This window comes from Dyella sp. BiH032, from assembly GCF_031954525.1.
GTDB lineage: Bacteria > Pseudomonadota > Gammaproteobacteria > Xanthomonadales > Rhodanobacteraceae > Dyella_D.
Window position 1 is genome coordinate 4,186,550 of sequence record NZ_CP134867.1, and the last position, 22,838, is coordinate 4,209,387.

Annotated in this window: 16 protein-coding genes; 2 read left to right on the forward strand and 14 right to left on the reverse strand. The window is 65.4% G+C overall.

What is annotated here, in order from left to right:
• Positions 1–4 precede the first annotated feature (4 nt).
• From RKE25_RS18445 to RKE25_RS18505, 13 genes are all read right to left on the reverse strand, one after another.
• Positions 5–1,219 carry an FtsX-like permease family protein gene (locus tag RKE25_RS18445; protein ID WP_311839548.1) on the reverse strand — a complete coding sequence of 405 codons (1,215 nt, stop codon included), beginning with the start codon at positions 1,217–1,219 and terminating at the stop codon, positions 5–7.
• 7 nt (positions 1,220–1,226) lie between these two features.
• On the reverse strand, positions 1,227–2,549 hold the full coding sequence (locus tag RKE25_RS18450) for an ABC transporter permease (RefSeq protein WP_311839549.1): 1,323 nt from the start codon (positions 2,547–2,549) through the stop codon (positions 1,227–1,229).
• A 20-nt stretch (positions 2,550–2,569) separates the two neighbouring features.
• A complete protein-coding gene (locus RKE25_RS18455) occupies positions 2,570–3,793 on the reverse strand; it encodes an FtsX-like permease family protein (RefSeq protein ID WP_311839550.1) in 1,224 nt (407 codons plus the stop codon).
• 9 nt (positions 3,794–3,802) lie between these two features.
• Positions 3,803–5,107, reverse strand: a complete 1,305-nt coding sequence (locus RKE25_RS18460) for an ABC transporter permease (protein WP_311839551.1) — start codon at positions 5,105–5,107, stop codon at positions 3,803–3,805.
• 41 nt (positions 5,108–5,148) lie between these two features.
• Positions 5,149–6,384, reverse strand: a complete 1,236-nt coding sequence (locus tag RKE25_RS18465; RefSeq protein WP_311839552.1) for an FtsX-like permease family protein — start codon at positions 6,382–6,384, stop codon at positions 5,149–5,151.
• 12 nt (positions 6,385–6,396) lie between these two features.
• A complete protein-coding gene (locus RKE25_RS18470; RefSeq protein ID WP_311842429.1) occupies positions 6,397–7,710 on the reverse strand; it encodes an ABC transporter permease in 1,314 nt (437 codons plus the stop codon).
• Between the two features lie 45 nt (positions 7,711–7,755).
• The gene (locus RKE25_RS18475) at positions 7,756–8,994 is read right to left on the reverse strand and encodes an FtsX-like permease family protein (protein ID WP_311839553.1); all 1,239 of its coding nucleotides are present in this window, start codon (positions 8,992–8,994) and stop codon (positions 7,756–7,758) included.
• A gap of 13 nt (positions 8,995–9,007) precedes the next feature.
• Positions 9,008–10,321: an ABC transporter permease gene (locus RKE25_RS18480; protein ID WP_311839554.1), complete on the reverse strand. Its 1,314-nt coding sequence runs from the start codon at positions 10,319–10,321 to the stop codon at positions 9,008–9,010.
• Positions 10,322–10,388: 67 nt separating this feature from the next.
• Entirely contained in the window at positions 10,389–11,105 is a 717-nt protein-coding gene (locus RKE25_RS18485) for an ABC transporter ATP-binding protein (protein ID WP_311839555.1), read from the reverse strand.
• A 45-nt stretch (positions 11,106–11,150) separates the two neighbouring features.
• Positions 11,151–12,422, reverse strand: coding sequence for an efflux RND transporter periplasmic adaptor subunit (locus tag RKE25_RS18490; RefSeq protein ID WP_311839556.1), 1,272 nt, complete (start codon positions 12,420–12,422; stop codon positions 11,151–11,153).
• A 212-nt stretch (positions 12,423–12,634) separates the two neighbouring features.
• Positions 12,635–13,204, reverse strand: coding sequence for a hypothetical protein (locus RKE25_RS18495; RefSeq protein ID WP_311839557.1), 570 nt, complete (start codon positions 13,202–13,204; stop codon positions 12,635–12,637).
• Between the two features lie 103 nt (positions 13,205–13,307).
• Positions 13,308–13,523, reverse strand: coding sequence for a hemin uptake protein HemP (locus tag RKE25_RS18500; RefSeq protein ID WP_311839558.1), 216 nt, complete (start codon positions 13,521–13,523; stop codon positions 13,308–13,310).
• Positions 13,524–13,645: 122 nt separating this feature from the next.
• On the reverse strand, positions 13,646–14,614 hold the full coding sequence (locus tag RKE25_RS18505; RefSeq protein WP_311839559.1) for an aldo/keto reductase: 969 nt from the start codon (positions 14,612–14,614) through the stop codon (positions 13,646–13,648).
• 387 nt (positions 14,615–15,001) lie between these two features.
• Between RKE25_RS18505 and RKE25_RS18510 the strand changes: the two genes are divergently transcribed.
• Complete coding sequence (locus tag RKE25_RS18510) at positions 15,002–15,472, forward strand: hotdog fold domain-containing protein (protein ID WP_311839560.1); 471 nt, start codon at positions 15,002–15,004, stop codon at positions 15,470–15,472.
• Between the two features lie 22 nt (positions 15,473–15,494).
• Here RKE25_RS18510 and RKE25_RS18515 read toward each other — a convergent pair whose 3' ends face one another.
• Entirely contained in the window at positions 15,495–17,240 is a 1,746-nt protein-coding gene (locus RKE25_RS18515) for a TolC family protein (protein WP_311839561.1), read from the reverse strand.
• A 1,307-nt stretch (positions 17,241–18,547) separates the two neighbouring features.
• Here RKE25_RS18515 and RKE25_RS18520 point away from each other — a divergent pair.
• On the forward strand, positions 18,548–22,795 hold the full coding sequence (locus RKE25_RS18520; RefSeq protein WP_311839562.1) for an Ig-like domain-containing protein: 4,248 nt from the start codon (positions 18,548–18,550) through the stop codon (positions 22,793–22,795).
• Positions 22,796–22,838: the final 43 nt, after the last annotated feature.

The window sequence follows — 22,838 nt, forward strand, 5'->3', positions numbered from 1 at the left end:
GCGCTCAACCCGAGCGCGTCGCCACCACCGGCGGCACCGCCGCGGCGCGCAAGGCCGGGCCCAGTACCGCCAGCTGACCCAGGCCCCACAGCACCACCGCGCCCACCGGCAGATAGAAGAGCGGCAACCGCGGCAGTTCATAGAACTTCATGAGCACCAGGTTCAGCGCGAACGCCATCGCCATGCCCAGGCCGATGCCGCCGCTGACGATCAGGAAGTTCTCCGTCTGGAAGTAATGCAGGATGTCGCCGCGCGTCGCGCCGATCGCGCGCCGGATGCCGATCTGCTTACGTCGCTGCTGCACCCAGAAACTGGCCAGGCCGACGATGCCCAGCGCGGTCACTAGCAGCAGCGCGATGATGACGCCGACCAGCATGAAGGCCATGGTGCGGTCTTCCTGGAAGAAGCTGTCGCGCAAGTCGCTGATGGTCTGCGAGCCCTCCTGGTCCAATACGGCATCGGGGGCGATCTTGGGGATCAGTGTGCGGGCGTCGCGCAACACGCGCCCCAGGTCCGCCGGTGCCGCCCTGAGTAGATAACTGCCGGCAAGGTTTGGCCCCGGTTGTGCGGGCACGAAGGCCGCCCATCCCGGCGCGCTTCGCCCGGCCCACCCCGGCGCGGGCGTCGCCAGGTGATCGACGATGCCCACGACGCGATACGACCAGCGGTCGACCCAGAACGTCTTACCAAGTGGGTCCGCCCCCGGCCACAAATGCTCGGCCAGTTCACGCGCCATCAATACCGGAGCCGTACTGGGAAACACGCCGGTGAATGGCTGGTAGTCGTCCGCCTGAAGTTTCCGCCCCGCGATCAGCTTCAGCCCCATGGCTTCCACGCTACCGGGGCCGCCCAGGTAGAGCTCGACCACGCCGGCGAAATGCTTGCCCTCCGGATCGGTGGTGATGCCTACCCTGCCGCGATGCTCGCCAAAGGGGATGGAGTTGAGCACACTCGCCGCCTGCACGCCGGGAATCGCCCGCAGGCCGGCGAGGATGCGGGCATTGACGTCGTTGGCCTGCGCCTCATCGAAGCCACTGATCTGCAGGGTTGCCAACGAAGCCTCGTCCACACCGCTGTTCACCTGCATCGCCTGCAAGCGATTGGCGATCAGGAAGCAAGCGTTACACAGCACCGCGCAGGCCAGCGCGATCTCCAGCGCGATCAGCAACGTGGCAAGGCGGTGCTTGCGCAGCGCGGCCAGGATGGGTTGGATCTGCATGCGGACCTCAAAGCGTCTTGAGTTGGAGGCCGGGCGTCACCCGGCTCGCGCGCCATGCCGGCAAGAAGCCGGCGAGCAAGCTGGTGGCGATCGCCAGCACGAACGTCAGCAGGAACATGCGCGTATCGAGATGCACCATGTCGGCGAACGCTACGGGTTGCCGCCGCACCAGACTCAGGCCAAGCAAGGTCAGCAGCAGGCCGCCGATGCCGCCGATCAGGCCGATCATCCCCGCCTCGACCAGGCATTGAGAGAAAATGGCGCCGCGGCTCGCACCCAATGCCCTGCGTACGCCGATCTCGGCACCGCGGCGCAGAAACTTAGCCAGCAGCAGGCCAATCGTGTTGAACAGGCAGATCGCCAGGAAGCCGAAGGACAGCCAGGTCTGCAGGCGCACGTCGCTGGGCACCACGCCTTGATAGTCGAGCCATTCGACCAGGCTGCGCAGCCGGGTATTTTCCGGGCGGACGATGCGTCCCGACTTCACCTGCTCCCCCACGTAGCCGTCGAGGAAGCGCTTGAATGCCGTGGCCTTGGCGGCGCTGCCCAACTGCACCCACAGAGCCAGCCAGACGCAAGGCGCATTCTGGAGGTGTCCTGGCGCGGGCGGCAGCTGCCAGCAGCTGTACTGATAGAAGTTGCCATCGTTGAGTTCGAGCGCACTGCTGAACGGCGTGATGACGTCTTGGGGCTTGCTGTAGTAATCGGCGGTCTTTCCGCCCGAAAAGCGCCCACCGGCGATGTTGTAATAGCGAGGCGAAGGGCGCCATGGTGCCAGCACGCCAACGATGCGCACATCCGTATCGCGCAGACGCAAGGTACGGCCGACGCTGTTCGCGCCCCCGAACAGTTTGTCGTTCAGATCGGCGGAGATGATGGCCACCCGCGCGCGCGCCGCATCATCTTCCGCCCGCCAGGGGCCGCCATAACGGAATGGCACGTCGAACATGGCGAAGAAATCCGCAGTGGTCGACAACATCGGCATCATCAGCGGCGGCAGCGTGGTATCCGGCGCGCGCAGTTTTACCGGGCTGTCCACGATGATCGCCTGCCGATCGCCCTTGTGAGCTGTCCATAAATCCATCGCCGACTGGTAGGTCATGACATCCATCGGCTCCTTTTGCTTGCCGGGCAGCGGGTTGTCATCCACCTGCACGTAAAACAGCTTGTCGCTGCGCCCCGGCAACGGATCGCCCGACAGCAGGTGCATGACTGTCAACGTGGTCATGCTGGCCCCGATGCCGACGGCGATCGCCAGCACCATCAGTGCCGTCAGCACCTTGTTGCGCTTGAGGCTGCGCAAGGCGAGGTCGAGGTAATAGCCGAACATCCGTGACTCCTTGCAGGATTTCACACCGACCGCGTCGCTACGACCGGCGGTACCGCGGCGGCACGCAGTGCGGGACCGAGCACCGCGGCCTGGCCGATCAGCCACAGCGCCAGCGCGCCGATCGGGAAATAGATCGCGGGCAGCCGTGGCAGCTCGTAATGCACCATCAGGAACAGATTGACGCCGTAGGCCAGCACCATGCCAAGCACGATGCCAATGGTCGCCAGCAGGAAATTCTCGGTCTGGAAATAGCGCAGGATGTGTCCGCGCGTGGCGCCGAGCGCGCGGCGTACACCTATCTGCCGCCGGCGCTGCGCCACCCAGAAGCTGCCCAGGCCGACGATGCCCAGCGCGGTGACGACCAGCAACGCCACGCATACGCCGATCAGCAGGCCGGTCATGGCGCGGTCGCCCTCGAAGAACCCCTCCCGCACTTCGTCCCAGGTGCGCTTCTGCCACACGATCCGGTGCGGGTTGTTCTTCTTGAGCGCGTCCAAGGCGGCGGCGAGCACGCGTTCGCGTTGATCCGGCGAGGTGCGGATCAAATACTGGTTACTGTCCACGCGCATCGGCAGCATCATGCTGTACTGCGCTTCCGCGTCGTTCCAGATCGATGGCCGCACGAGGTTCTTCACCACGCCCACCACGGTGAGCGGCAGTTCGGCGCCGACCCAGATCGTCTTGCCCAGCGCCGACTGGCCGGGAAACAGGCGTTCGGCCATCGGCTGGGTGATGACCACCAGGCGCGGCAGCCCTTCGGCCTTGCCTTCGGTGTAAGCCTTGGCCGCGTCCTTCAGCTCCACGTAGTCCCCCGGCTGCAGCAGGCGGCCGGCCACCAGCTGCAGGCCCAGGGTCTGCGCGATGTTCTCGCCCTGGTAATGCGCGGCATTGAGCGTGGACTTGTTTTGCTTGGGGTCGAGCTTGATGCCGCTGTTGTTCGACGAATGGCCGAAGGGAATCTGGTTGACCGCCGCCACCTGCGTCACGCCCGGAATGGCGCGCAGCGCGGCGAGGTCCGTGAGGGTACGGGCGTGCTCATCGTCGGTCTTGCCGATGTCGGCCAGATCCACCTGGATCAGCTCGTGCTCGGCCACGCCGCTAGGCATGTGGATGCGATCGACGCGCTGGATCACCAGGAACACCGCGTTGCACACGATGGCGCAAGTCAGCGCGATCTCCAGCACGACCAGCAGAGCGGTGGTCTTGTGGCGCCGCAGGGTGGAAAGAATGGGTCGGATGGCCATGGTGTCTCCTCACTGGCTCTTGAGCTGCAGCGCGGGGGTGATCTGGCAGGCACGCCAGGCCGGCAACAGCCCGGCGGCGATGGTGGAGCCGACCGCGAGCGCGAAGGTGACGCCGAGCATGAACAGGTCCAGATGGGCCAGCGAGGCGTAATCGGCCGGTTGATGGCGCACCAGCCACAGGCCAAGGAAGGCCAGCCCCAGGCCCAGCACACCGCCCGCCACGCCGATCACGGCGGCTTCGACCAGCAGTTGCTTGAACACCTCCAGCTTGGAAGCACCAAGGGCGCGCCGCACGCCCAGTTCGCCCGCACGACGCAGGAATTTCGCCAGCATCAAGCCCACGGTATTGACCAGGCACACCACCAGGAAACCGATCGCCAGCCAGCTCTGCAGGCGGACGTCGCTAGGCACGACCTTCTGCTGGTCCAGCCATTCCATGACGTTGCGCAATCGCACGTTCACCGGCCGCTGGAACCGCCCCAGCGCTTTCTGCTCGCGCGAGTAGTTCTCCAGGAAGGCCTTGTAGGCGGCAACCTGCGAGGAGCTCTCCAGCTCCACCCAGAACTGCATCCACACGCAGGTGGCGTTCTCCAGATGTTCGCCGTCCGCGGCGCCCTTGCCCCAGCAGTCCATGCTGCCATTGCGCGGCAGCACGAGGTCGCGCGAGGTGGACAGCGGAATGAACACTTCTTCCGAGTCCGAATAGTTGCCCATGTTGAGGTCATAGAAATGCGGATTCGGCCGCCAATCGTCCAGCACGCCGACCACGCGGAAGGCGGTGTCCTTCATGCGCACGATCTGGCCACGGCTGTCCTTGCCGCCGAACAGCTTCTGGTTGAGCTTGCGGGTGAGCACCACCACACGCGCCTTGGCGTCGTCGTCCGCCGCGCCCCAGCCCTGGCCATACAGGAACGGCGCATCGAACATGGCGAAGAAATCGGCGCTGGTGTAGCGCGCGTTGCTGAAGAACGGTTCCAAATCCGACTGCGTCGGCTGCACCGGCACGGCGCCCCCGGTCATCAGGGCCTGGCGCTGGGCGCGCTTGGCTTTCAGCAGGTTCATGCCGTCCGTCCAGGTCAGCTGCGCGGGCGGCTCCTCGCCTTCGCGGTAGCCCTCCATGTCCTGGGGGTCGAGCTGCGGATAGAACAGCCGCGCGCTCTTGGCCGGGATCGGGTCGCCCGACAGCACGTGCAGCACGGTCAGCGTCGTCATGCAAGCGCCGATGCCCAGGGCCACGGCCACCACCATCAGGGCCGTGAGCACCTTGTTGCGCCGGAGGCTGCGCAACGCCAGTTCCAGGTAATAAGTGAACATCCCCTCGTCCTTCGTGTCGTCCTACTCGACCGAGCACCCGCTCACACTGAGCGCGTGGCCTCCACCGGCGATACCTTCGACGCGCGGATTGCCGGCGCCAGCACCGCCCCTTGTCCCAGCAGCAGCAACAGCAGCACCCCCGCCATCACGTAGAGCAGCGAGAGCCGATGCATCTCGAAGCGGGTGACCAGCCAGAGGTTCATGGCGACAGCCAGCACCACGCCGGCCACGACGCCACCCACGCTGATCAGCAGGTTTTCGGTCATGAAATAGCCCAGGATGTCGCCGCGCGTCGCGCCCAGCGCGCGGCGCACGCCGATCTGCCGCCGCCGCTGGCCGACCCAGAAGCTGGTCAGGCCGACGATGCCTGCAGCAGTGATCGCCAGCAAAACCAGACTGATGATGCCCATCAGTACCGCCATGCCGCGGTCGCTTTCGTAGGCGCGGGAACGCACCTCGGCGAAGCTCATGATGCCGTCCTTGTCATCCCATACGCGCCGCGGGTTCTCCGCGAAAAGCGCCTTGCGTGCGGCCTGCATGGCCGTGGCCAGCTGCCCGGGCTGGGTACGCACGATGTAGTAGGCGCCTTCGGGGACCGCCATGCGACGGGGCGCCAGCACCGAACGGTAAGCGAAGCTCGACGCCCAGCGGGCCACGCTCTGCGCCTGCAGAAGGTCGACGATGCCCACGATGGTGGCCGGGCCGCCGACCAGATAAATCGTCTTGCCCAGCGCGTGGCCGTCGGGGAACAGCTTGTCGGCCAGCGCGCGCGTCACCAGCACCACCGGAGGCGCCAGGCGGTCGCGCATGTTCATGGGCTCGACTTCATCGGCGCGAAAGTTGCGTCCGGCGACCAGCTTCAGGCCGAGGGTGTCGATGAAGTGCTCGTCGGCCAGGTAGATCGTCGCGCCCGACGTGTCCTTGATCTGCTCGGCGCTCAACCGGACGCCGTCGTCCCAGCCGCCACCGCGCAGCGGATACGAATTGCTGGACGTGGCGTTCTGCACGCCGGGCGTCCGGCGCAACACGTCCAGGTCGGCGCGCAGCATCGCGTCGGCCTGGGCACTGCTGACTTTGCCGACCCACTCGTTCTGGATCACGAAGATGTTCGGCTCGTCGATGCCGGTGGGCTCCGACAGGTGGGCGACGCGCTGCTGGATGATGAACAATGCGTTGCACACGATCGCCAGGGTCAGCGCAATCTGCATCGCGATCAGCATCGTGCCGGCCTTGTGCTGGCGCAGCGCGGCGAGGATGGGCTTGATTTCCATGGCCATGATCTCCTCGCCTCAGTTGGATTTCAGTTGCCAGGCCGGCTGCACCTGCGCCGCCCGCCAAGTCGGATAGAACGCCGCCAGCACGGTGGCCGCGATGGCCACCAGCAGGGAGAGCGTCACCAGTGATACGTCCAGCTGCGCCAAGTGCGCGATCTCTGGCTCGAACACCAGCCCCACTCCAAGCATGCCGACGCCGGTAAGCGCCACGCCCAACAGGCCGCCAGCCAGCCCGACCATGCCAGCCTCGGCCAGGAACTGGCGGTAGATGTCTCCGCGCGAAGCGCCCAAGGCCCGGCGCACACCGATCTCAGAAGCGCGGCGCATGAATTTCGCGAGCAGCAGGCCGATGGTATTGACCAGGCAGATCACGAAGAAGCCGATAGCGACCACCAGCGAGATGCGGCTTTCCGGCGGCACCGCATGCCGGTAGTCGAGCCAGCCGATGACGTCGCGCAGGCGGACGTTCGGTGCCCAGTCGAAGCGCCCCGCCCTGCGCTGATCTTCTGCGTAGGACGTCAGGAATTGACGGTAGCGCTCCACCTCGGCCGCGCTGTCCAGCTCGACCCAAGGGCTGATCCACACGCACTGGCCGTGCAGCCAACCTTCGCGGTCATCCCCGCGTTTGCCGCCACCGCCGCAATTGTTGTTGCCCGCCGTCTCGATCTGAAGATCCATCGCCCGGTTGAACGGAATGTAGATCTGCGAAGGCTCGGAATACGCATTGCCGCTGAACATGTCGAAGAAACGCGGCTTCGGGTCCCAATCCTCGGTCACGCCTACGATGCGGTACTGCTGATCGTCCAGAACGATCTCTCGCCCTACGCTATTGGCACCGCCGAACAGCTTCTGGTTGAGACGGCGGGTGATCACGATGACGGGAGCACGAGCATCGTCGTCGGCGGTGCTCCAGCCGGAGCCATACTGGAACGGCACGTCGAACATCGGGAAGAAGTCGCCGGTGGCCGCGTAGCCCGGCACCTTGAAGGCCGACTTCTGCGATTCCTCGGGCATCAGCGACAGACGGATGGCGAACAGTACCGTCTGGCGCTTGGCCTGGCGTGCCTTCATCAAGGCGACTGCGTCGGTATAGCTCAACGCGTCCGGCGGCTCGCCGGCGTTGTTGTATTGCGGGCCACGGTTGTCGATCTGCGGGGCGAACAGTTGCCCGGACTTCTGCGGAATCGGATCGCCCGAAACCGCGCGGAACACCGCGTAAGTGATCATCGAGGCCGCCACGCCGAAGCCGATCGCCATCACCATCAGTGCCGTGAGCACCGGGTTCTTGCGCAGGCTGCGGGCACCGAGCCGCAGGTTATGGACAAACATTCCGCTCATGTCGCTCTCTGCAGGGGAAGCTCAGGGACTACGCGCTCACACCGAGCGCGTGGCCTCCACCGGGGGCACCTTCGCCGCGCGCATGGCCGGCGCCAGCACGGCCGCCTGGCCGAGCAGCAGCAGCACCACCACGCCGACCGCCACGTACATGACGGACAGGCGGGCCATCTCGAACTGCGAGACCATCCACAGGTTCATGCCGATGGCGAGGCCGACGCCGATCACCACGCCGGCGATGCCGATCATCAGGTTCTCGGTGAGGAAGTAGCTGAGGATGTCCCGCTTGGTGGCCCCCAGCGCGCGGCGTACGCCGATCTGCTTGCGGCGCTGGCCGACCCAGAAGCTGGTGAGGCCGACGATGCCTGCGGCGGTGATGGCCAGCAGGATCACGCAAATCACGCCCATCAGGATCGCCATGCCGCGGTCGCTCTTGTAGGCGTCGGTACGCACCTGTTCGTAGGTCCGCACGGCGCGTTCGCCGGAGATCACGCGCATGCGGCTGGTCTTCAGCAAGGTTGCCGGCGCGTTCTTCACTACATCCGCCAGCTGCCCCGCCTTGGCGCGGATCAGGTAGATCGTGTAGGTACCGGTGAGCTGCACTGGCAACAGCATGGCGTTGTCGTTGAAGTTGTCGGACCAGGTACCGGTCCACGGCACCTGCAGCCGCGCGACGATGCCGATGATGGTGCTGGGCGGGATGTCCTTGCCGCCGAGGTAGATCTGCTTGCCCAGCGCGTCACCCTTGGGGAAGAGCTTGTCGGCCAGCGCCTTGGTCACGATGACCTGAGCGGTCGACTTGATGTCCTTGGGATCGGCGGTGATCACTTCGTCCGGAGTGAAGTTTCGGCCCGCGATCAGCTGCGCACCGTAGACGGCCAGCGCGTGATCGTCGACGAAATACAAGGTGGTCTGCGCGGCCGACTTGCCTTCGTTCTTCGGCTGCAGGTTCACGCCAGTCGACCAGCCGCCCCCGCGCAGCGGGAAGGAGTTGGTCGCAATGGCGTCCTGGACGCCCGGCGTCTGGCGCAGCGCCTGCACGTCGGCCTTGATCAGCGGGCCGGTGTCCTTGCCGTCCACCGATACCCAGCGGTTCTGGATCGCCAGCACGTTGTTCTCGTCCATGCCGGTGGGGCGCGAGATGCGTTCCACGCGCTGCTGGATGATGAAGAGCGCGTTGCACACGATCGCCAAGGTCAGCGCGATCTGCATCGCAATGAGCAAGGTACCGGCCTTGTGGCGCTTGAGCGCGGCGAGAATGGGCTTGATCTGCAGCATGTTCGTCGCCTCGTCAGTTGGACTTGAGCTGCCAGGCGGGCTGCACTTGGGCCGCGCGCCAGGTCGGGTAGAAAGCCGCGATCACCGTGGCCAGGATCGCCACTACCAGCGTGAGCAGCACCAGCGGGATGTCCAGCTTGGCCAGGCGCGCCACCTGCGGATCGAAGATCAGCGAGATGCCGTACACCCCCACGCCGGTCAGCAGCAGGCCGAGCACGCCGCCGGCCAGGCCGACCGCGCCCGCCTCGATCAGGAACTGCGTGTAGATTTCCCTGCGCGAGGCGCCGAGCGCCCGGCGCACGCCGATTTCCGAGGAGCGGCGCAGGAACTTGGCCAGCAGCAAGCCGATGGTGTTGACCAGGCAGATCACCAGGAAGCCCAGCGCGACCAGCAGCGAGATCTTCGCTTCCGGCGGCACCACCTTCTCGTAATCCAGCCACTCCACCACGTTGCGCAGGCGGGTGTTCGGCGCCCACTTGAAGCGGCCGGCGCGCTGCTGCTCAGCGGCATAACCATTCAGATAGTTGCGATAGGCGTCGGCCTCGGCCTTGGTCGGCAGTTCGGCCCAGAAACCCAGCCAGATGCATTCGGAATGCAACCAGTTATCCCAGCCGGTGCCGGGATCCTTGTTGCAGTTGTTGTTGCCGTTGGTGGTTACCTTCAGCTCGATCATGCGGGTAAACGGCACGAACAGCTGGGTCGGGTTGTCGAAGCCGCCGGTGTTCACCGCGTCGAAGAACAGCGGCTGCGGGTCCCAGTGATCCATGACGCCGACGATGCGGTAACTGCGGCCGTCGAGATTAATCTCGCGGCCCACGCTGTTCTCGCCGCGGAACAGCTTCTCGTTGAGGTCTTCACCGATCACCGCCACCTGCGCGTGGGCATCGTCGTCCGCCTGGCTCCAGCCGCGGCCGTACTTGAATGGGATGTCGAACATCGGGAAGGCGTCCGCATACACGCCGTAGGTGTTTTCGCGGAACGGCAGCTGGCTGGCGTCCGGCGGCACGATGGACAGGCCGGCCGGGTACAGCGCGGTCTGGCGCGCGGCCTTGTGGTCGCGCATCAGCCCGATCGCATCCGTATAGCTCATCGCGCGGGGCGGCTCACCCTGGTTCTGCTGCGCGTCCTCCGGGCCCCAGTTGTCGATCTGCGGCACGTAGAGCTGCGAGGACTTCTGCGGGATGGGGTTGTTGGAGGTGGCGCGGAAGACCGAATAGGTGGTCATCGAGGCCGCCACGCCGAAGCCGATGGCCATCACCATGAGGGCGGTGAGCAACGGATTCTTGCGGAGACTGCGCAGGCCGAGCTGGAAGTAGTAGGCGAACATCGTGGCGTCCGTCGATGAAGGAAGGGACCTCCCGCGGCGGCAGGAGGCGTCCTTGGGCTTGGCTGCGTCAGGCCGGCGCGCCGGCGCGCGCGGTGTTCTGGTGGAAGCGCGGATCTTCCGCGAGGTCCACCACCTGGCCGTCGATGATGTGCACGTTGCGCTGCGCGCGGGCCGCCAGCTCCGGATCGTGCGTCACCATCACGATGGTCGCGCCTTCGCGGTGGATCTCTTCCAGCAGCTCCATGACGCCGCGGGCCATCTGCGTGTCCAGGTTGCCGGTGGGTTCGTCCGCGAGCAGGAGCCGCGGCGAGCCGGCCAGTGCACGGGCGATGGCCACACGCTGCTGCTGGCCGCCGGAGAGTTCGGCCGGGTAGTGCTTCGCGCGCGAGGCCAGGCCCACGCGCTCGAGCGCGTCCATGATGCGCTGCTTGCGTTCCGGCGCCTTCATGCCGCGGTAGCGCAACGGCACTTCGACGTTGTCGTACACGTTGAGGTCGGGGATCAGGTTGAACGCCTGGAAGATGAAGCCGATCTTCTCGTTGCGGATCTTCGAGCGCGCGTTGTCGTTGAGGTTGCTCACCTCCACGCCGTCCAGGTGGTAGTGGCCGCCGGTGAAGGTTTCCAGCAGGCCGGCGATGGTGAGGAAGGTGGTCTTGCCGGAACCGGACGGGCCGGTAACGGCGACGAACTCGCCTTCCTTCACGTCGATGTTGAAATCGCGCAGCGCGTAGGTCTCCACCACTTCGGTGCGGTAGACCTTGGACAGGTGGGTCATCTTGAGCATGGTTGTTCGTCCTTCGGTGATGGAGCTGGTGTGATGGGAATGCCGTCAGCGGCTGATGGCGACGCGCGCCGCGTTCTTGAAACTGTCGGTACCGGAGATCACGATGCGGTCGCCTTCCTTCAGGCCGTCGAGGATCTCCACCTTGTCGATGCTGCTGGCGCCGACGCGGATCGGGTGCTTCTCGGCGATGCCGTCGCGCACCACGTAGGCGTAGGCGCCGCCCGATTCGTCGACGAAGGAGCCGCGCTGCACGGCCAGCACGTTGTCGCGGCGGTCGAGCAGGATGCGCACGGACAGGCGCTGGTTCTGGCGCAGCTGCTTGGGCGTGTCGCCATCGAAGCGCAGGCGGGCGGCGACCTCGCCATTCACCACCTCGGGCGAAATGGCGCTGACCAGGCCCTTCCAGGTATTGCCGTTGCCGCTGATCTCGCCACCCATGCCGATGCCCAGGTCACGGGCGAAACTCTCCGGCACCTTCATTTCCACTTCGAGCTTGCTCAGGTCGATGACGCTCAGCAGTTGCGCGTCCTTGGCGACGGTGGCGCGCTCGGCGATGAAGAGCTGGCCGACCTGGCCATCGACGGGCGACTTCACGTTGAGTTCGTCCACCTGGCGCTGCAGGTCCTTCACCAGCAGCACCTGGCGGTCGTGCGCGAGCTTCTTGGACTTGATGTCGAAGTCCAGGCTGGCGCCGTCGTTGGCGAGATCGGCCTTGGCGTGCTCGACGGTGATGCGCGCCTTCTCGACCTCGTCCTTGGCCTTGTCCACATTCATGCTGGGCACGGCGCCCTGCGAGAAGGCCTTCTGGTAGCGCTGCAGGTCGCGCTGGGCGCTGGTCTGGTCGATGGTGGCGTTGTCGAACGCCTTCTGCAGTTCGCCGCGCTTCTTCTTGGCGTCGATCTGCGAGCGGAGGTAGTCGACTTCCATCGCGTCGGCGGCGCTCTGTTCCTGCGCCAGCTTGTTGGTCAGCTCGGGGCTGTCGATGGTGGCGAGCACCTGGCCCTTCTTCACCACGTCGCCGGCGTGCACCTTCAGGGTGACCGCGCCGCCGGAGGTGGCGTACATGGTCGGACTGACGGCGGCGACCACCTTGCCTTCGGCTGCGATGTCGCGAACGAACAGCCCGCGCTCCACCGTGCCGAAGGCCAGGCGGGAACCGCTGACCGAGGCGTCGGCGGAGAACAGGCGGCTGGCCTGAGGCAGCACGAAGGCCAGCACGGCCACCACGGCCACGCCGGCGCCGATGAAGATAGCCCGGCGCTTGCGGCTGGGCTTGACCTCGACCAGGCGGTCTTGAGCGGAGGTATCGCGAATCATGGATCGGTCCCTGGCCACGTACGTGTGTGGCCCCTGGACCGGTATCAGCAAGCGCTGTGCCAAGCGAAGACTCGGCCAATTGCACTTGTCTTTCAGTAAGTTGGCAAACGCCGCCGATCAGGCTCGGTTGTCCGCGGACAGGTGGACGGACAGGCGGACAAGTGTCCGGACGCGGACATCGCGCGCTGGCGGCGGTGTTCGGAACCGCTCGCTCAGTCCGCTCTGCCGAACTCCAGGGCTTCTGCCCGCATCACTTCGCGGGCGATGTCCTGGCCCAGGATCGAAAGACGGGCGGCGTCCTTGCCGCCGAGCACATCCAGGTTGCCGAGGCGTCGCTGAGTGAAGTGCAGCAGACGCGCACCGGCGGCGCGGAACGGCCGCTGCACGCGGCGAAGCGGGGGGTGTGCCATGGGGTGCGCGGAGAGCAGGACGTCCCAGGCGAGATAGTCGGTATCCGGCAGCAGATGCAGGCGAGCGCGTACGCAGCCGGCGGCATCCACGCACTCGATCCATTCGCGTGGACCGTCGGCGCCGATCGCGCAGGAGGCTAGCAGCCACTCGACATGCAGCAGCGGGGCGAGGTCTTCGCTCTCGGCCAGCCAGCCACGGGCGGGGTGGTCCGGTGATCCGTCGGCTCGCATAGGCAGATAGAGCACGGTGCCCAGCAGGGGCAGCCGCGCGGCCAGGGCCGACGATTCGACGTGCAGCCAGCGCGGCTGGCACGCGGACGCATGGAAGTGCGGACAGACCGCGGCAAGGGTATGGGTCAGCCAGCCGAACATGGATGAGCTCCTGGGCGAGGAGACCCGGCTGGCGCGAGGCGCGGGGCGACGCGTGCTGGCGATAGGCCTTCGTGCAATGAGTTGCCGGCGTACGCCGGGCGGCTTACTTGGTGAGGATCAGCTTGTCGTTGCGAGTGAGCCGAAGATGGTATTCGCTGCCTTCGTGGGTGATCACCAGTTCGCGTTCCCCCGCCAGCAAGGCCTGGCTGGAGATGCGGCGGACAGCAGGCGCGGCGGCGGCTTGCGGTTTCAGGCGAAGCAGGCCGTGCGACCGGGGCAGCAGGTCGGTCGGCTGGGGCAAGACAGCAGGATGGGACATGGGTGGACTCCGCGTCGGTCAGAGGCGGAGTTGATGATAATCGTTCTCATTTGCGTGTCAACGGTCTTCGGCCGGCCGCGGCGGGGCGAGAGCTCGCGGCCAGGGCCGGCACTGCGCCGCGCTCAGGCCACCGCCTGCTCGATCCTCGCTTGCACTTCTTTAGTCAACCGGGGCAGCACGTCGAGGGCGGCCAGGTTCTGCTCAAGCTGCTCCAACCGGCTTGCCCCCAGCATCACCGTGGAAACATGGGGGTTGAGCAGGCACCACGCGATCGCCAGTTGCGCCTGGCTCACGCCGAGATCCGCAGCGATCGGCGCGAGCCGGCGCACCTTGGCGATGCGCTCGCCGCCCTGCTCCAGCACCGCCTCGCGCAGCCATTCATAGCCGGGCTGCGCCAGCCGGGCGTCGTCCGGCACGCCGTCGTTGTACTTGCCCGTGAGAAGACCCGAGGCCAGCGGCGACCAAATCGTGGTACCCATACCGAAGTCGCGGTAGAGCGGCGCGTAGTCCTTCTCCACACGCTCGCGATGCAGCAGGTTGTACTCCGGTTGCTCCATGCTTGGCGCGTACAAATGGTTCTCGCGCGCCACCCGATGCGCTTCGGCAATCCGCTCCGCCGGCCATTCGCTGGTGCCCCAGTACAGCACCTTGCCTTGCCGGACCAGCGTATCCATCGCGGCCACGGTTTCCTCCACCGGCGTATCCGGGTCCGGGCGGTGGCAGAAGTACAGGTCCAGATGCTCCACGCGCAGGCGCTGCAAGGCCTGATGGCAAGCCTCGATCACGTGCTTGCGCGACAGGCCGCGCTGGGTCGGCAGCGGACGGGCGCGCGCACCGAAGAACACCTTGCTGGACACGCAATAGCTGTCGCGCGGGAACCGCAGGTCGGCCAGCACGTCACCCATCAGCGTCTCGGCCACGCCGTGGTTGTAGACCTCGGCGTTATCGAAGAAATTGACGCCGCGATCGTGGGCCAGCGCGAGCATGTCGCGCGCCAGCGAGCGCCCCACCTGCTGCCCGAACGTAACCCAGGCGCCGAAGGACAGCGCCGAGAGCTGCAGGCCGCTCTTGCCCAGACGACGGTATTGCATGGGGAATCTCCTTGGGAATGCCGAATCGGCCGAGCATGCCAAGAGCCCTCCCTAGCGTCTATGGCTGCGGCATGAAGAAGTTGTCATGCGCGCCGACGCCGCCGTCTTGATCCGGCACCTAAGCATCGGACACACGCGATCCGCCGCCCAACCTTTCGCGTGACGTACCGCACCGAGATGGACGGCCTCGAAGCGGAGAAGTTCGGGGCAGTGGTCACCACGGACTTTGCCGACGTACTTGCCATACCGAAGCAGCTGGCCGGACGGAACGGCTAGGATCCGCCGTGGGCGCCAAGGATAGATAGGCCTTCGCCCGCCGCGGATCGCGCAGGCTTTCCTGCCTCCGGCGCTCCGGTTCCACTTCCCGTTCCCACGGCAGAGGTCTACATGAGCACGTCCAGCAGTGCCCTCGCGATGTGGCAGAAGCTTTCCCGGTGGCCTGGCGGCGCCTGGCTGTTCTCGCGGCTGATCTGCTTGAAGGCACCCTACTTCGGCAGCATCCGGCCGCGCTTCATGGAGCTGCGCCCCGGATACTGCCGCATCCGCTTCGCCAAACGACGGGCCGTGCTCAACCACATCGGCACCGTGCACGCGATCGCCATGTGCAACCTGGCGGAACTGGCCGGCGGCACCATGACCGAGGTGACCATCCCGTCCAGCCATCGCTGGATTCCCAAAGGCATGACGGTGGAATACTTGAAGAAGGCGTCCACCGATGTCGTCGGCGTGGCCATGCCGCAGAGAGGAGACCTAGGCGCGGAGGGTGCGGATTATCCTGTGCTCGTCGAGGTCCATGACCTACACGGTGAACTCGTCTTTCGCGCAACCATCACCATGTGGGTCAGCCCTCGCAAGTAAAGCCGCCCTGTGCCTTGCTCACTCAGCGCAGATGGGCGAAGCCGGGCAGGCCCCTCTGCGCATCGCCGCGCGCGATCACGCCGGACCCGGCACCCATCCCGGCCAGCCATTGCGTGAGCTGGCCGGCGCCGGCGTAGGCGGAGATAAGCGCGCCATAAGCATCGAACCGGCTGCCGATCTCGCCGATGCGATCGGAATACAGGCTCGTCTCCGACGACAGCACGTCCAGCAAGCTGCGCCTGCCCAGGTGATACCACTGCTGGAAGAATGCGTCTCTGACCGCCTCGGCCTCCTTGATGAGGGTGCGATAACCATCCGCGCGCGTCAGCGCGTCTTTGGCGGTCTGCACGGCGCTGCGAATCTGGTACTCGTAATCACGCTCAAGCACTTCGACGGCATGCCGGCTGGCTTCCGCACGAGCCAGGGCCGCACGATGCTGCGATGCATTCGCTCCGCCGTTGAAGAGCGTCCAGCTCAGCACCAGGGACGTGGCCCAGGGCTGATGATTGCCGCGCGCATCGTTGAAGGCACTCTTGTTGATCACCCAATCGACGCGCGGCTTGGCCGAGGCCTTGACCGCGCCCGCATAAGTCTCGGCAGCTTCAGCCGTCGCCTTCGCCTGCTGGATCGCCGGGTTGTCGCGATAACCGGCCAGCAGGCTGTCCAGGTCCGCTTGGCTCAGCGACCACTGGTCGCCCGGCGGCAGGTCCTTTCCGTCGTCGCCGGTCAGGATGCGCAGGCGAATCTCCAGCTCCCTGACCTGCGCTGCATAGCCATCGCGGTCGGCGGTGGCTTCCAGCAGGCGCGCCTTGGCCTCGCTCCATTCGCTCCGGCGACCGCGGTCCACCTCCACGATCTGCCCGAGCATATCGACCAAGGTCTGCATGCGGCGCACGTAATCGTCGCCGGCGACGGTCATTGCGCGGTACCGCACCAGCTCAAGCATCGTCGTGACCACGTTCTGCGCTAGTGCCTCACGGGCCGAGCGGTACCCCTGCTCCACGGCCTGGGCTTGCTGCCGATAGCTCTGCTGATTCTTGCGCCCAGCGCCCCAGTCGAAGACCGGTGTGGTGACGTTCAACGACAAGGAGCCCACGTTGCTGGCTGGATTGAATGCTGGATCACCGCCGAATGTGCGCGCATTGGTTTGGCCGGAGAGTCGCACCTGCGGCAGGCGCTGACCGCGTGCCGCGTCGGCATCCGAATCCGCCGCGCGTCGCTGCGCGTCGGCCTGCAGTAGATCCGGGCTGCGCGCGATGGCCGTCAGAACGGCGTCGTTGAGCCGCCGTCTCAGCGGAACGTCGGAGAGCGCCTCGCGCTCACGCCCGGTTTCAGCGACGGACACCATTTCCCATCGACGATCGCGGCGGACGGGAACGTCCACACGGCGGTTCCAGGAAGATGATGGTTCGACAGCAACGCGCCGCTCCGGCGACGCCTGTGCAGCAGTCACGCCGATCCGATGTTGGCGAAGCGCGGCGATCCTTTGTTCGCCAGGAGGCGCCGTGGACGACGATTCGTTCGAACGCGCCTCCTCCGGCTCCCTGACTGCCTCGCTCCGCGCGTCGTGCTTGATGTTATGTGCATCAGCCGACGCCTCTTTCCTCGGCGGCGGTACTGCACGCTCGGTCTTAGGTTCTTGCCGCCGAAACGACGTCACGCCTTCGTCCCACGATGGAAGCTCGGTAGGCTTCCTCGACACTGTGTCGTTGCGCTTTGCATCGTCCGCCTTTTCGCCTAGAGCCATTACCGGCGGAGAGGCGGGCATCACTTCGCTTCGATACACCGGCGCTGGCGCTGGCGAAGATTTCCGCTGGTCGTGCTTTGTCGCTATCGGCTCGGCGGGGGCGGACTGTGCGGACGCGCTACCAGTCGAACCCACGCGCGTAGCAGACGTGCCATTTTGCGACGGTGCCGAGCGAGCAGAGAAATCGACGAACTCCTGCCGCCACGAATAGCCCTTTGCCGAGGGAAACCCGCCCGGCGCCGCAAGCGCTGGCGCCGCGAATGCCGACAAAGCCAAGGCCATGGATGCGGCCACAGGACGCCTGCTCAGCACGTCATATAGCGGGCGCCCACCGGAATGGGACCCTGCAACGCACGCAGGCTCTGCCACACGCCGCTGGTCATGCAGAACCGATGGATTCCTTCGGTGGGTCATCTTGCTCGCCATTCACTGGTGGCGTCGCCCCGAGTTCAGTCAGCACCCTGTAGCAGCCGCGTCGGCAGCTGGCGGCCCTCCATTCGAGACATGCCGTCGTCTCGGCGAAAGCGCTCATCAATGGTGGAAGGGTGCGCGGGCGACCGGATGCATGCGTGGGACTACGCACGCGGTCTGGTGATCGCTTCGCCTCCGCTTGGGCGAATGATCACTTTGACTATGACAATTCTTGTTCGAAAGAGCCATCGGCGAACTCCGAAGCTCCGCCACTCATAGGTGCTGATGCATTGAATTAAAACTCCTTCTATAAGCACAGCGATTTCCTAGTCGGCTATCACGAATAAGAAGGCCAACAGGCGCGACGTCACCGAAGCGCAAAGCGGCGATTCGCCGCGCGACGCGACCGAATCTTTCGAAGTTCTCGACTAGCGCAAGGCAAATGCGGCTCACAGAATGCGCTTCCAGCGCTTCGCCCATAGCCCTGCGGGGCTTCGAACATTCGCTACGAGATCCATGCTTCGAGCAACAGCCTGCGATTTATCGCAATGCATGCTCGCCGTGCTTGACGCCGAATCCGTAAGCGAGCACTCGCCTTTCGCACGTCACCGATGGTGCACACACGGCATCCGTCGGTGAAACAAACTCGATCTTTCGTTTCGTGAAAATACGAAGCCAAACATGCGTAACCGCCCAGGTTCGCGAAGCGAAAACCGAGCCGCGACGTATACGTGAGACACGTAAACGGCGCATGCACGCTCGTTCGCGTGGCCGCCTTGCGTCCACGACGACAGGGCATCGATGCAGGACGGAGCTCCCCGCTTCTCTTCTGTTTGACCACCGCGGCATCGCTCACCCCATTGCCGCAACCCAGCCAGGCCATGCGCAGGCATGCCACGCAACAAGGATCCAATTGCATGCGAGACCAAAGCGACTCGTTCCGAACCGAAGTCCGTGACTTCAGTCAGAACCTCACCCTGTCCGACCAAGGCAGCCGCAACGGCGCCTTCCCTTTTATCACTGAAGTCTTCGACAACGCCGGACAGCAGCAGGGCGCCCTTGATAGTGGCGACATCACCGATGCGCGCCAGCCCGTCATCTCCGGCAGAGGCATTGCAGGTACCGTCATTGTGATTGACATCAGGCCCGGCAGTGGCCTCCAGTTCGTTACCGTCGATCGGGACGGCAACTGGACGTATACGCCGAACACGCCGCTTGCGGATGGCACGCACCTGATCTCCGTTTATCAGCAGGGCGCGCCTGGCATCCGCGACACCTTCATCCTCAATGTCAATCAGGAGGGGTTTTCCCGGCCGGTGGTGAACGGAGCCTTCGATGATGCAGGCGATGTCACGGGGCTGCTGCCCAGCGGATCGAGCACGGACGATCGCCGTCCGACCTTCACAGGTTCGGGCGCTACACCGAATGGCGTGTTGCGCGCAGGCTTCGGCCCCCATGTGTTCGAGATCCGGGCGGATGCAGATGGCCATTGGAGCTGGACACCGCCGATCGACATGACGGACGGCGTGCATTTCGTGACCTTCCGGGATCTCAGCAGCGGCACGTTCAGCGATGTCTTCACACTCACTGTTGGGGCTGTAACGCCGGCACCCGTGACGCCGACCATCGATCTTGCGTTCGACAATGCCGGCGCATCGCAGGGTGGCATTGCCAATGGATCTTCCACCGACGACACGCGCCCGACGCTGCGCGGCAGCGCCGCACCGAACGAGCAGGTGTCCATCTATGACAATGGCTTTCTCGTCGCCACCGTCATGACGGACCGCTTCGGTCAGTGGAGCTGGGAAAGCGCCATCGACCTCGCCGCAGGCCCCCACAACTTCCAGGTGCGTTCGGGCGATCAGGCCAGCAATACCTTCACTCTGAATCTGGAACCGGCCGCGCCGGAAGCTCCAGCGATCCAGTCGGCGTTCGACAATGTCGGCCCCGAGCAAGGCGGCCTTTTCAGCGGCGCCGTTACCGACGACATGCGCCCGACCCTGCGCGGCAGCGCTGCACCGAATACGCAGGTGTCGATCTATGACAATGGCGTCCTCATCGCGACCGTCACCGCGGATCAAAACGGGCGGTGGAACTGGGAAAGCCCCACTGACCTCGCCGAAGGCTCCCACAGCTTCCAGGTGCGTGCCGGCGATCAGACCAGCGATAGCTTTGTCCTGATTCTTGAGCCGGCGCAGGCTCAGCCCGTGACGCCAGTCATCCATTCAGTGCTCGACAACGTCGGCGATTCGATCGGCGCCCTTGCCTACGGCTCGACCACCGACGACATGCGTCCGACGCTGCGCGGTACCGCTGCGCCCTACGCAGTAGTGTCCATTTATGACAACGGTGTTCTTGTCGCGACGGTCAAGGCGGACTACTACGGGCAATGGCAGTGGGAAAGCCCCACCGACCTGGCCGCCGGCCCCCATAGCTTCCAGGTAAGCGCGGGCGACCAGACCAGCCAGGCGTTCGCGCTGACGCTGCAGCCCGCCTCGCAGCCCCAACTGCCGAGCATTCTTTCGGCGCTCGACGACGTCGGCTCCGAACAGGGCGAGCTGTCCAACGGTGGCGTCACCGACGATGCCCGTCCGCGCCTCTCCGGTACCGGCGAGCCGGGCAGCTATGTGCACATCTACGACAATGGCCGCCTGCTCGGCTACACCATGGTCGATGCGCAGGGTCGCTGGACGTACACGCCGGATGGATTGGCGGATGGCGACCACACCTTCACGGCCATCACGGCGAAGGGTTCCAGCGATGCGTTCACGTTGACCATCCAGGGTGGCGGCTACAGCGACAAGCCGATCTTCCAGTCGGTGATGGACAACGCCGGCAGCGCCCAGGGCGAACTGGCCAACAGCGACCGCACCGACGACACCACGCCGACGTTCTCCGGCTTGGCCAAGCCCGGTTCATGGGTCACCATTCGCGACGGCGGCATCATCATCGGCCAGGTGCAGGCTGGCGAGAACGGGCACTGGAGCTTCACCCCGCGTGCGGAACTGACGGCGGGCGAGCACACGTTCCAGATTTCCAACGAGTACGGCCAGAGCTGGTTCCAGCTCACCATCGCTCCGCCAGTGGCGAGCATCGTGTCGGTTCTCGACGACGTCGGTAATGAACAAGGCCAGCTGGCTAGCGGCGCCACCACGGATGACAACCGTCCGACGCTCACTGGCATGGGCGCCCCGAATGGCTACGTCTTCCTCTACGACCACGGCCAATTGATGGCCCAGGTGTTCACGGACGCTCAGGGTCGCTGGACCTACACCCCCGACGCCCTCAGCGACGGCCAGCACGCGTTCACCGTGAAGAACCAGCACGGTTCCAGCGAGACGTTCTCCCTGAATGTCCAGGGCGGCGACAACGGCGGCGGCGTCGAAGATGCCCCGAAGATCGTTTCCGTGATCGACAACGTGGGACCAGAACAGGGGGAACTCGCCAACGGCGCTACCACTGACGACTACACGCCCACGCTGATCGGCACCACTCGGCCGGGAGCGCTCGTAGCCATCCATGCCTATGGTTATCAAATTGCCGTCGTACGCGCTGACGAGCATGGCAACTGGACCTATACGCTGGAGAACGACTTCCCCGGCCAAGTGACCATTACCGCGTCCAACAGCTTTGGCGAAAGTTCGTTCGACATCGTCTTCGCAAACAAGGAAGGACACGCCGCCATTACGTCTGTCTTCGACAACACGGGCGCACAGCAAGGCGCGCTTGCCAATGGCACCACGACAGATGACAGCACGCCCACCTTGGTCGGCATGGCCAAACCCGGCGCGCCGGTGATCATCCGTGCTAATGGCCAGGTCATCGGCCAGGCGTTCGTGGAAGCGGATGGCAGCTGGACCTTCACGCCTTCTGCCCTGCCCCCGGGCCATTACACCTTTACCGCCTCCAATCCCTTGGGAGAGACCTCGTTCCAGCTCACCATTGAAGCGGGCGAAACTCCGAAGCCGGCTGCGATCGATCAGATTTTCGACGACGCAGGCGCGGAACAAGGTGCGCTTGGCTTCGGTGCCACCACGGACGACGCACGCCCCACGCTTTCCGGCTCCGGAACGCCCTTCACCACTGTCACCATCTACGACAACGGCGCGGCCATCGGCCAGGCCTTCGTCGGCCAGGACGGTCGCTGGAGCTGGGAACCTGCTGCCGATCTGATCAACGGTCAGCACAACTTCCGGGTGGCTGCGCCCGGCGAGCTGCCCAGCGAGGCGTTCACGGTGAACGTGTTGGCCCAGGCGGCCGGTGATCGGCCGCAGATTGCCTTTGGCATCGACAATGCGGGCAATGAGGAGGGCCTGTTGTTCAATGGCGGCGTGACGGATGACCGGACTCCCGACTTGAGCGGCCAGGCGACGCCCGGTATCACGCTGACGATCTACCTCAACGGTGTTGCCATCGATACCGTGGGCGTCGACGGCGGCGGCAACTGGCGGTGGATCGTGACCTCGGACCTGCCGCCGGGCGACCACGTATTCACCGTGGCCGGTCCCAAAGGGGTGCACAGCGAGCCGTTCGAGCTGAAGATCCTGCCGCCGGCGCCGGAAGTGCTGAGCATGTACGACGACGTCGGTGCCCAGCAGGGCGAGTTCACCGACGGTTCGGCGGGCACGGTCACTGACGATGCCCGTCCGCGCTTCTCGGGTACCGGCGAGCCGGGCTCCACCATCTACATCTACGATGTCCACAACACGTCGGGCACCGGCGGCACGCTGCTGGGCAGCGTGGAAGTGGGGGCCGACGGCCGCTGGACGTTCACGCCGGACCAGGGCCTGCTGGATGGCATCCATCTGATCTCGTCGTCCTACACGGCCGACGGCCAGAATCAGGGCACTCCGATCGCCATCCAGGTCGATACGACCGGCACGATTGCTCCACAGGCCCATGCCGACGCCGGCAACGAGTCGGCGCAAGGCGACATCGACGCGCTCTCGCTGGGCGACGTGCTGGCCGATGAAGGCCCGGCGTTGTTCAGTGCTCATGATGCGGCGGGAGAGGTCGTGACGGACATCGCCGCCCAGCTGGCGAACGTGGATATCGGTCTCGGCGACGTCACGTCCGCAGGTATCGACGGTCTGGCCGCGGCACACGCCACGGCGGCATCCGACCTGCTGAGCCAGTGGGAGGTGGTCCACCCGACGGTGCATTGACATCCGTGCGGCAAGGCGCCGGCTCTGCCGGCGCTTTCACGGC